The sequence below is a fragment of the Dyadobacter endophyticus genome (assembly GCF_014641595.1).
GTDB classification, from domain to species: Bacteria; Bacteroidota; Bacteroidia; order Cytophagales; family Spirosomataceae; genus Dyadobacter; species Dyadobacter endophyticus.
This window is the reverse complement of the sequence record NZ_BMIA01000004.1, coordinates 554,035-563,605: the sequence shown is the minus strand read 5'-3', so window position 1 is coordinate 563,605 and position 9,571 is coordinate 554,035. Positions and strand designations below refer to the sequence as shown.

9 protein-coding genes are annotated in these 9,571 nt (G+C 46.5%); 6 read left to right on the top strand and 3 right to left on the bottom strand.

The window, feature by feature from the left end:
• A partial coding sequence (locus IEY24_RS26875) for a T9SS type A sorting domain-containing protein (RefSeq protein WP_188938346.1) occupies positions 1-535 on the top strand: 535 nt, incomplete at its 5' end.
• Between the two features lie 191 nt (positions 536-726).
• Here the strand turns inward: IEY24_RS26875 and IEY24_RS26870 are convergent.
• Positions 727-1,341, bottom strand: a complete 615-nt coding sequence (locus IEY24_RS26870) for a response regulator transcription factor (protein ID WP_188938342.1) — start codon at positions 1,339-1,341, stop codon at positions 727-729.
• A gap of 277 nt (positions 1,342-1,618) precedes the next feature.
• Between IEY24_RS26870 and IEY24_RS26865 the strand changes: the two genes are divergently transcribed.
• Positions 1,619-2,305, top strand: coding sequence for a response regulator transcription factor (locus tag IEY24_RS26865; protein ID WP_188938339.1), 687 nt, complete (start codon positions 1,619-1,621; stop codon positions 2,303-2,305).
• 75 nt (positions 2,306-2,380) lie between these two features.
• Here IEY24_RS26865 and IEY24_RS26860 read toward each other — a convergent pair whose 3' ends face one another.
• Positions 2,381-2,938 (bottom strand): hypothetical protein, encoded by a 558-nt coding sequence (locus tag IEY24_RS26860; RefSeq protein WP_188938335.1) that lies wholly within the window; start codon positions 2,936-2,938, stop codon positions 2,381-2,383.
• 280 nt (positions 2,939-3,218) lie between these two features.
• On the opposite strand from IEY24_RS26860, the gene IEY24_RS26855 reads away from it, so the two are divergent.
• Positions 3,219-3,407 carry a hypothetical protein gene (locus IEY24_RS26855; RefSeq protein ID WP_188938333.1) on the top strand — a complete coding sequence of 63 codons (189 nt, stop codon included), beginning with the start codon at positions 3,219-3,221 and terminating at the stop codon, positions 3,405-3,407.
• 112 nt (positions 3,408-3,519) lie between these two features.
• Complete coding sequence (locus IEY24_RS26850; protein WP_188938330.1) at positions 3,520-6,705, top strand: sensor histidine kinase; 3,186 nt, start codon at positions 3,520-3,522, stop codon at positions 6,703-6,705.
• A gap of 63 nt (positions 6,706-6,768) precedes the next feature.
• On the opposite strand, the gene IEY24_RS26845 is transcribed toward IEY24_RS26850, so the two are convergent.
• The gene (locus IEY24_RS26845) at positions 6,769-8,190 is read right to left on the bottom strand and encodes a sialate O-acetylesterase (RefSeq protein WP_188938328.1); all 1,422 of its coding nucleotides are present in this window, start codon (positions 8,188-8,190) and stop codon (positions 6,769-6,771) included.
• A 260-nt stretch (positions 8,191-8,450) separates the two neighbouring features.
• Between IEY24_RS26845 and IEY24_RS32985 the strand changes: the two genes are divergently transcribed.
• Together IEY24_RS32985 and IEY24_RS26840 are read left to right on the top strand one after the other, a co-directional pair.
• Positions 8,451-8,576 carry a hypothetical protein gene (locus IEY24_RS32985; RefSeq protein ID WP_262892438.1) on the top strand — a complete coding sequence of 42 codons (126 nt, stop codon included), beginning with the start codon at positions 8,451-8,453 and terminating at the stop codon, positions 8,574-8,576.
• Between the two features lie 245 nt (positions 8,577-8,821).
• The gene (locus tag IEY24_RS26840; RefSeq protein ID WP_188938324.1) at positions 8,822-9,208 is read left to right on the top strand and encodes an AAA family ATPase; all 387 of its coding nucleotides are present in this window, start codon (positions 8,822-8,824) and stop codon (positions 9,206-9,208) included.
• Positions 9,209-9,571: the final 363 nt, after the last annotated feature.

The window sequence follows — 9,571 nt, the reverse complement described above, 5'->3', positions numbered from 1 at the left end:
CAACCTGCCCGTCACACTGATCTCATTCTCGGCAGCAAAAGAGGGCAAAACCGCACTGCTTTCCTGGTCGACCAGTGAAGAAACCAACAGCGACCGATTCGAGATCGAACGCAGTCCCAATGGCAAACAGTGGAATAAAATAGGATCGGTAGAGTCCGGTAAGGAAAGCACAACAATCAGAAAGTACTCCTTCACCGACGAGAACCCTCTGACAGGAAGAAGTCTTTACCGCTTGAAGATGGTGGACCAGGACAACACGTTCGCGTATAGCGTCATCCGTCGGGTCAACACGGAGGGCAGGGGAATTGCCCTTTACCCCAACCCGGCAGCGGATTTTGTCAAACTCGACGGCGTTGAACCAGCCTCGGTCAAAAATGTCGAAATCCTTAGTCACAACGGGACTTCTGTTTATCAATCCGCCGCTGTTTCTACCGAGGGTATCGATGTCAAAAAGCTGGCACCAGGTGCTTATCTTTTGAAAATCACCGACCTGAACGGGGCACTAAACACACAAAAGCTGCTTATTGCAAGATAAGTTTTAGTTGATAATCAATGCCTTTTCTAGTATTACAAAAACCGACAGTCCGGCAGATTCCTGCCGGGCTGTTTTGTGCTGATGGCTCGAATAACCAATAGTTGGCGAAACTCAAATAAAAAAGTCGCCCGCGAAGATTTTCGCGGGCGTGCCTGAATTCACATCACTAAGTAAACTATCCTCTCAATTATTCAATCGACGCTAACCTTCTTGGCCAGGTCCAAAACGTTGTTAACTCGCATCTTGCGAAATATGTTTGCTTTATAAGTGCTCACTGTATTGCCCTGGATCTGCAATATCCCGGCAATTTCCTTGGTTAATTTACCTTGAAGTATCAACTGCATCACTTCTCTTTCACGGTCTGAGAGTCGGGGTTCACGCACATTGTAGACAGGGCGCCCATTAAGCAGTAGCTTGTGTACATTATTGCTCACGTAGTGTCTGCCATTTAATACAGCGGACATCGCCCCGACCACCTCCTCCCGTTTCGCCGACTTTTGAATAAAGCCCTTGGCTCCCACGAGCACATAGCGTTCGGCGTGCACATGTTCGTGCGCCGAGGTGAATATGATGACGCTGGTCAATATAGAGATGCGACTAACAAACTCTATCATTCTTATACCCGTGTGATTTTCGATCTCGATATCCAGTATAACCAAGTCAAAAATCTCCGCTCTGAGCAGCTCTAACGCTGAGCCGATACTTTCTGCCTCGACGATTTCGCAATCCGTGTACAGCTCTCTGAGGACCGTTTGCAAGCTAAGTCGGAACAAATACTGCCCATCGATGATTAGAATTCTTTTCATATCTGGAAATTCATCTCTTATGGTGTAAAAAAGAATAATCGACCCGGTCTTTCGCCAGCCGAACGATAAACAGTATACGCTAATATTAAGCGCTCCTGTTCAAGCAAGATATTTCCTCATTTATAACAAAAGTAACTGGTTGCCAGCATAGTGGTGCCGCTCGAATGCCAAGCGAAGAGATAAATGAATTCTATCGAAATCTCGAATTATTGCCAGCATGGCTTTTCATCAAGTTTTTTTATTTTTGTAGCTACTTCGCCACAAAAGTATCCTTATCATGCAGGAAGACGAGCAGACAAAAATTCTGTTGATCGATGACCACGAAATTGTTTTGTGGGCCCTCACAGCTATTGTTAGAGAAAGCATCCCCGAGGCCTCGCTATTTTCGGCTTCATCATTTGACCAGGGGCTCGGTATAGTTGCTAAAAGCTCGATAGACTTAGTTGTATTGGACATCGACGTTCCGGGAGGGAATAGCCCCAAGATGATTGAAAGCCTAAGAAATGTCTACGCCCCTGTTCGAATTCTAGTGCATAGCGCAATGAACGAAGAAGATTTTTCTGTCAAATACTTAAGCGCGGGTGCTGACGGCTTTCTTTCAAAGTCAGCCCCCTTCACCGCGATCGCAAGAGCAATGCGGATGGTTTTGAACGGAGAAAAGTACATGAGCTCACAAACGCAAAGCTACCTGGCGCATAACTACCTCAAGTCTATCAGTAACCCTAACAAACACAAGGAGGCGGCGGTGATTACACCACGGGAGGCTGAAATCATAAGATTACTTCTGCAAGGCAAGTGGACAAAAGAAATAGCGGGGCAGCTGGGCATCAAATGGAGCACAGTCAGCACACATAAACTTAGCATATTCGAGAAGTTTGGTGTGACCAACGTGATCCAGCTCTACAAGAAAATCGAAAAAGAAAATCCCGAACTACTCAATATTGAAGCTCCAAAAAAAGCATAAACAACTCATAGAACATAAATTTTTACAGCCCGGTGCAAGTTTGTGCCGGGCTGTTTTCATATACCAATGCAAAACTCAATAGATACTCATCTGCTTTCTGACTGTCAGCATCGCGCCAAACGTCTGAGGAAACAACTTCCCGGTATCCAGACCAAAACTGGCCCCGATATCTGTCGGACCGGCAATGCTGACACGCGTCTGCAAGTTCAGGACCGCTGAAAATTGCCTCACAGAAGACTTGAAAGGCGCATTGTAAGTTCCCCAATTACTCGAATACGAACATTTGCCTGCCCATTCCACTCTTCGAAAGAGCTTCCCTCGCACTCCCAGGTGATAGACCGACACCCGGTTATTGCTCGTAAAGAAATCCGCATACTGAGGCTGTGCCCAAATGGTTTCTGTGGTTGGCGTCCCCAAATGATTTCCAACCCGATTTCCATCATCGAACGAATTGGGTGTGCTACTAGCATCCCCGGGCTTCCCTGAAACAATCCTGAAATAGTTCTTTATCCCATTGGGCATTCTGCCGTCTATTGTCTCATGGGAACTTCTGCCTCCCCACTGTACCTGATGATTGAAGCCTGCCAGCAGTGTAACCCTGGAATGATCCCGGCCGATCCGGAAGTAGGCCATTTTTTGATGGAGTTTAAGCCGGCACATTATTAATTACAAGTAGTCCGGACCACGAAAAAGGGCTTTATCAAACCAGGAACTGTGAACTGTATCTGTATCGGGGACGCTACAATGATCTTCGAAGAGCTTACAACGTTTGCATCGGCTCACAGTACACCCCGGAGCAAAAATTTCTTGCTACACTATACTACTTTACGGCACTGGTTATCACCAATAAAAACGCCACCGAAAAGCTTGCCGATCTCAATGAAGCATCGCAACACTGTGGATTTTCACAACCTTGTTCTGCACTGGGCAACTGGCCGATTGGATTACCAAAAAAGAAATTCAGCTCGAAAAGCGGGAGCGTATTCTGGCTGCGATCAACCTTACTTTCGATAGTCAGATCGTCGTTTCATCAGCAAAGACCGAGAAGGGTAATATTCCTGAAAATTACCCTTCTGCAACGGTCGTCGGTTTTGATCACTAAAAATCCGACCCAGGACACATCCAACGCCGGTTTTACCGCTGCCCGTCCGGCATATTCAATTTCAAATGGTTTCATCAGTTAAATTTGCCGGCTGATACCAAAACACCACCCCATGATTAAACATTACTTTTTAAGGTTGATAAAACCCGGTTACTGGCTGCCCATTTTCGTTTCACTTGCGGTGGTGATGCAGGTCGGGCCCGCTCACGCACAGGTCGCCTTGAGAGTCAACCACTACACCTCAGAAAACGGCCTGCCTCAAAACAGTATCAAAAGCATCGCTGCCGACAAAGAAGGTTATGTATGGCTTGCAACAGAAGCGGGTTTGGTCCGTTTCGATGGACGAAACTTTGTCTCACTGAGTGGGAAGCTGAATACGAGCGTAGACGGGATTGTTGGTATACAGCCTGTGTATCAAAACAACGGCATTTTAGCCAATGGTCGCGCGTCGAAAATGTATGCAGAGACGAATGCCGGCGACCTGATTCAGATCAAGGATGGGAACGCTGAAAAGGACGATAACGCATACAATTATAAACAAGCTCTGACCTCGGCCCAGCTTCAATCGATGAAAGGAGTAAACTGGATCAAAGGGATACCGAATATATCTGGTTTTCCCGATGATGAGCGTCCTCATGGATTACCTGCGGCCAGCCGAGACGGGAATTACTATGTTTTCAACAAAAACAGCGTGATATACTACCGAGGCTGGAAAAAAAACTATGAAATTTCAGTTAATAACCTGGTCGTTTCAAAAGCTTTTGTCTGGGACGGAAACCTGTGCTGGGTGAAAGATCGTAATACCGTCTCCCAGGTTGTCAATGGTCGGGTACAGGATCTTCGAATAATTGGCGATATTATTAATGATCCTTCCTACAACGACCTGACGGCAGAGATGAAACTGCTGTGGAACCCCAACTCGGAGCAGGCTTTTTTGCATCAGGATAATGCGACATACGTGCTCGAACGGTATGGTAATGGCATGGTTTACGCCAGGCTTCTGGCGAAAGATTTTGATTTTCACGCCAACGGCATAACGGTAGCATACTACGATGCAATTAACGGAAAACTACTCGCAGGAGGCCTGGCAAAGGGCCTTTTTGTTATCCATGTACCTCAGTTTGAGGTTGTAAAAACCGGGGGCAACGAGATCTCGAATGTGTTTTACGCACAAGTTGCTTTTGGGGAAAACACGGTATTGACTCCAACGGGAAACATACTCGGAAAAGACGCCCGCTCCGGCCAGATAATAGATCAAAACTTTTCTATGCTGGCTGAGCTAAACCCTGCGGACAAGTGGGTGATATTTAGGAGCAAAGATGGGAAGCTCTGGATCAGAAGCTGGGAAAAACTGCTTCTGTTTTCAAAGGGCGCAGAAACGCTTGAAAAGACGTGGGAATTTGAAAAACATATTTCTTCTGTCTGCCAGGACAAGAGTGGGAAAATTTGGGTAGGAGTCTCCAAAGATATTTTCCTGCTGGACCCTGAACAGCTCGAAATTGCTCCTAAACAGCTTAAATTCAAACTTCCCGCGAATATCACTTGCATGGAAACCGCTCGGGACGGCTCGCTATTGGTCGGCACGGAGGCCGGCCTTTATAAGGTAGGCACCACTTCCGGAAGCGGCACGGTACTGCCAGGCACAGACAGTACCAACATCAAAAGCATCCGCCGGTCAGGCCAGAATCGCTTGTGGCTTACAGCCAGGGGCAAGGGGCTAATGCTTTTGGTCAACGAAAGTAAACTTGCTACCTTCCCGTTAGACAAAAACCAGTTCCTGGCATCGGCGCACTGCGCTGTCGATGACGAAGCTGGCTCTTTGTGGATACCTACCAACAGAGGACTTTTTCAAGTATCCGAGAAAGAATTGCTCGACTACGCCAATGTAATATCAACCTCACCCCAAACTACCCCAAAGCCACCATTCTTTATCCATCATGCACTCGATGAGGGTTTTGCCAACAACGAGTTCAATGGAAGTTGCCAGCCGTGCGGCCTGAAACTCGGCAATGGGTATGTTTCACTCCCATCGATGGAGGGCTTTGTCTGGTTTAGGCCGGAACAAATACGCAAGTACAACGACCAATCCGCTATTAAGCTTGATCAGGTATTGGTAAACCAAATCCCACTTGAACAGACCGATGGGGGATATTCGTTACCCATCAACCCGCAGAATGTCGAGTTTCATTTTTCAACCCCATTTTTTGGAAACGTCAGCAACCTGGATGTTTCTTATGCGCTGGTTGAAAAAGGAAACAATCAGACAAGCCCAAACTGGAATGAAATCGGCAATGAAATGGTGATCCATTATTCGAGCATCCATGCAGGTGAATACGACCTCGTCGTTCGCAAGCGCAGCAGCCTGTCCGCGGATGGCTATGTTTATAAACGAGCCCATTTTTTCGTGCCCCAGGTTTGGTATTTGACGAATTGGGTTCTCATAATATTTGCAACTGCAATCTCGGCTTTTTTGGTCGTTGCCGGACTGATGCTCAACCGGCTCAAACTGAGGGCAATCCAAACAGAAAACACGCAACTAGAGACTCTTGTGGCTACCCGAACAAACTCACTTCGAAATACGATGACCGAGCTGGAAGCGTCGAAAACAGAACTTACCGGCCAGGTTCATCTGATGTCTCGTCTTCTGGCGTCGATCACACATGACATTCAGACACCTTTGAATTATGCCACCTATGTGTCCGCAGACATTGTTGACCTTTGCAAAGATGGCAGGTATGATCAGGTTCAGAAAGCCGCAACGATCGTATCTTCCATATCGGAGCGGACCGCAACGTTGCTTCGCGACTTGCTTAATTATGTCAAAATGCAGATGTATGGTAAACAAATTCAAATTAAGCCCCTAAATATTCATGCGCTGATTCAGGAAAAGATTGCGCTTTTTGAAAAAGTAGCACTCGCCAAGAACAACACAATTATCAATGACGTTGCCGAGGGCATTTTTGTCGATTCCGACGAGCAACTTTTAGCGATCATCGTTCATAACCTGCTTGACAATGCGTCTAAGTACACCTACCAGGGCACGATTAGTTTCAGTTTTCACGATGACGTGGATGGAAAGGAACTAATCATTTCTAACACGGGAACTGGTCTGCCGCAAGAAAAAGTGGATTTCATCAACGATCGGGAAGTAGTAATCAGTACGGATCCGATGGGTCCAAAAGGAAGGGTCGATGAGCTCGGACTATTGATTGTTAAGGAGGTTGCGGCTATGATCCAGGTGCAGGTGAGCGTCTCCCAAACTGATATGGTAAACTTTCGCCTCAGATTCAAGGCCTGACCTTACCAGCACAGATGAGGCCTTCGAACTAGGCCTGATCTGTGCCACCTAGGTTTAGCAATATCACTCTTTTATGGCATACAGCCTGATATGCGTAACCGAGTTCTGCCCGTCATCTTTAATGGGCAAATGGCTCTGAAAGTGTTGGATTGCCCCCACAGAAAGCCACCAGCTTGCATTGCGGTATCGGATGTCCCCGTGAAAAAGTGTGGTCGTTGGGCCGCCGGATCTGGTCGAATAATATACCAATGAGGCAAATCCCTGCGAGTTGATAGTTGTATCTATACCCAGGGTATTACCAAGAATCTTCTTATCCGCCCTTTCCTCTACAAAAGCATCGCTCATTGCAAATGGGCTGTACCGCTGCTTCCACTCAAAATATGTGTTAGTGAGGCTTCCTCCCGCAACCACCACCAATTTGAAATGGTAGTAGCCATCGCTGTTTTTGAACTTCCATATCTCGCCCAGTCTTGAATGAACATTATGAGACGGATTATCGTCGTTTTGACCTATCGCGTCCAGCACATTAGTGAACAAGCCGCCAGCCACGTTGTGGTTAAGCAACAGGCTCTGACCACTTGGTGGCACCATATAACCGGAAGGGCTGGAATTATTCTGGGCTGACAAAAAACCATCGTAATAGCGTTTCCCCAGCTCATACTGAGCCGCAGCCGAAAAATGTATCAGGTCCCCATAGTTAGAGCTCAGGTTGTTTGCCGGCACTGTATAGGTATAGGGCACCTGGTTAGGAATACCATTAATGACGGATTGGTATCCAGCTCTGGCGGGATCCTCCGCCACCCAGGCAGGCATCATCTGTCCCAGCACGAAAGGCAAAGCAGGATTACCTACGTGCTCGCGCATGGATTGTATGAAGTTGCACAAGATCTGGTGGTAATAGTGGGTACCCGCGGCCGCGTCCGCTTCTCCCTGATGCCATAAAAAACCATCAATCTGATACCCGGCATTTTTTGCCCATTTGATACGGGTAACCACATCCCTGAAATAGTTAGTATCTGTTCTCCATGAATTGTACGGATACTGCGAGTCACTCCAACCCGAACCGCCAGCCCCAGCAGGAATAAGGAGCAATTGAATATCCGCCCCAGGATTTTGGCTTTTTAAAAGGTCATAATAATAATAACAGAACATGGACGCAAATGAGGCGCGGTCCGTATACGTTGTAATGTGATGAACGCCATAAAATGTAAGTGGGATCTCATTGAAGTTTTCATTACTCCGCCCTAGCTGGGACATTCTCCTTTGGGCAAAATCAGGGGGGAGTATCACATCCCCGGCCCCCGAGCAAGTGTTACTTTGCCCAGCGACTATAATCGCTCGTTTTATCAAGGGAGCCGCCTTTTTCTTCGCCGCAGGGGCTGCCTTGCTGGTTTGACTTCCCTTGGGATATACTTTTGCCTGCGCCGGGTTATACGAGGAAAAACATATTCCCAGCAGTAATAGCAATACTGAATAACACTTCATATGATTTGAAGATACAGGTTCAATGGCAATGCCCAAATCCACGAAGATTTGGGCAAACGCCTATGGTTACACGGATGTATCAAATGTAGATAGGGAATGAGAAAAAAATAATAGCCGGTGTTCGAGCAGATACTAGAATAAATTCCGTTCAGGGCAGTTTGGGGTTATGCGGAGCGAACATTCCATGGGAATTTTCTAATTCTAACCAGGCATGCAGGGTCCATAAATTAAACTCGGTGGTATCCGGTAACTTCGTGGTCATGACCCGCAGTAATTGCCTTTTTCAAATCCCGGTATACGATTACCGATTGGCGCACTCGATCCAGTTCCTGCTCGACCACATCCGGCAGTTGCTGTTTGCGGTCTTCTTCGTTGCAGGAAACTAGGATAAAGCCCATCATACAGGCGAGCGAGCAATGAAGGATATTTTTGAATAGACGTTCGCAGTTGTTGAAATTCCCGGTAATTCGCATGGATTTATTTTTTAGGATGAATTAATTTTTACCAGAGCAAAACAAGCCAGAAGGCAGCATGCCGATATCGGAGTTTCTACCTATTTTACATTAATCATCCCCTATTTTCTTTTCGTAGTCAACCGCTTAACCACAAGAACACATTTATTTTGACCGCCATGGAATTAGTAGAAAGGTCGGATTTTTTATCAGCGTTAAATCATCAGTTTGAAGAATCCGTTAGTGGCGATGGGCATTGCATGCTCATCAGCGGCGAAGCTCGGATTGGAAAGAGCTCGCTGGTGAAAGCCTTCTGCGACAACCACAGAAAAGGCAGCAATATATTTAAAGGTAATTGCGATGCGCTGTTTACGCCCAGGCCGCTTGCGCCTTTATACGATGTTCTGTGGGAGTGGCGCAACGGCGATCTTTTAGCGCTGGCGGCTGCCGGCCATCGAAACGAGCTTTTCATCCGTTTTCTTAGCGAACTGAAAAAACTGGCATGGCCGACCATTCTGGTTTTTGAAGACATTCATTGGGCAGATTGGAAAATTCGGAGTCATTGACCATCAGATTACGTGGCAGATTGACCATCGATAGGTTATTGCTTTGTACGAGTGAAGGAACTATCAGTCATTTACTTACACTGGTCAGTTTTTCCCGAAATAGACTGTCCTTTATTTCCGAATTGGGGTGATCAGCGGCTCCGAATTCTCCACCAAGGAAGTGCCTCCCATATCACAGGGAAAGCATTTTGCTCAACAGGCCCAAACTGGCGCATTTTACAAAATCACCCAATTGACACAATTTTCATCGATTATTCTTATTTAACAGAAAATTAAATCAAAAATACCCAGACGATACTCGAACCGATACCAATCTCACAATCAGCACCTTAATCAATAAATGGTTTTTAGCATGAGATTAGT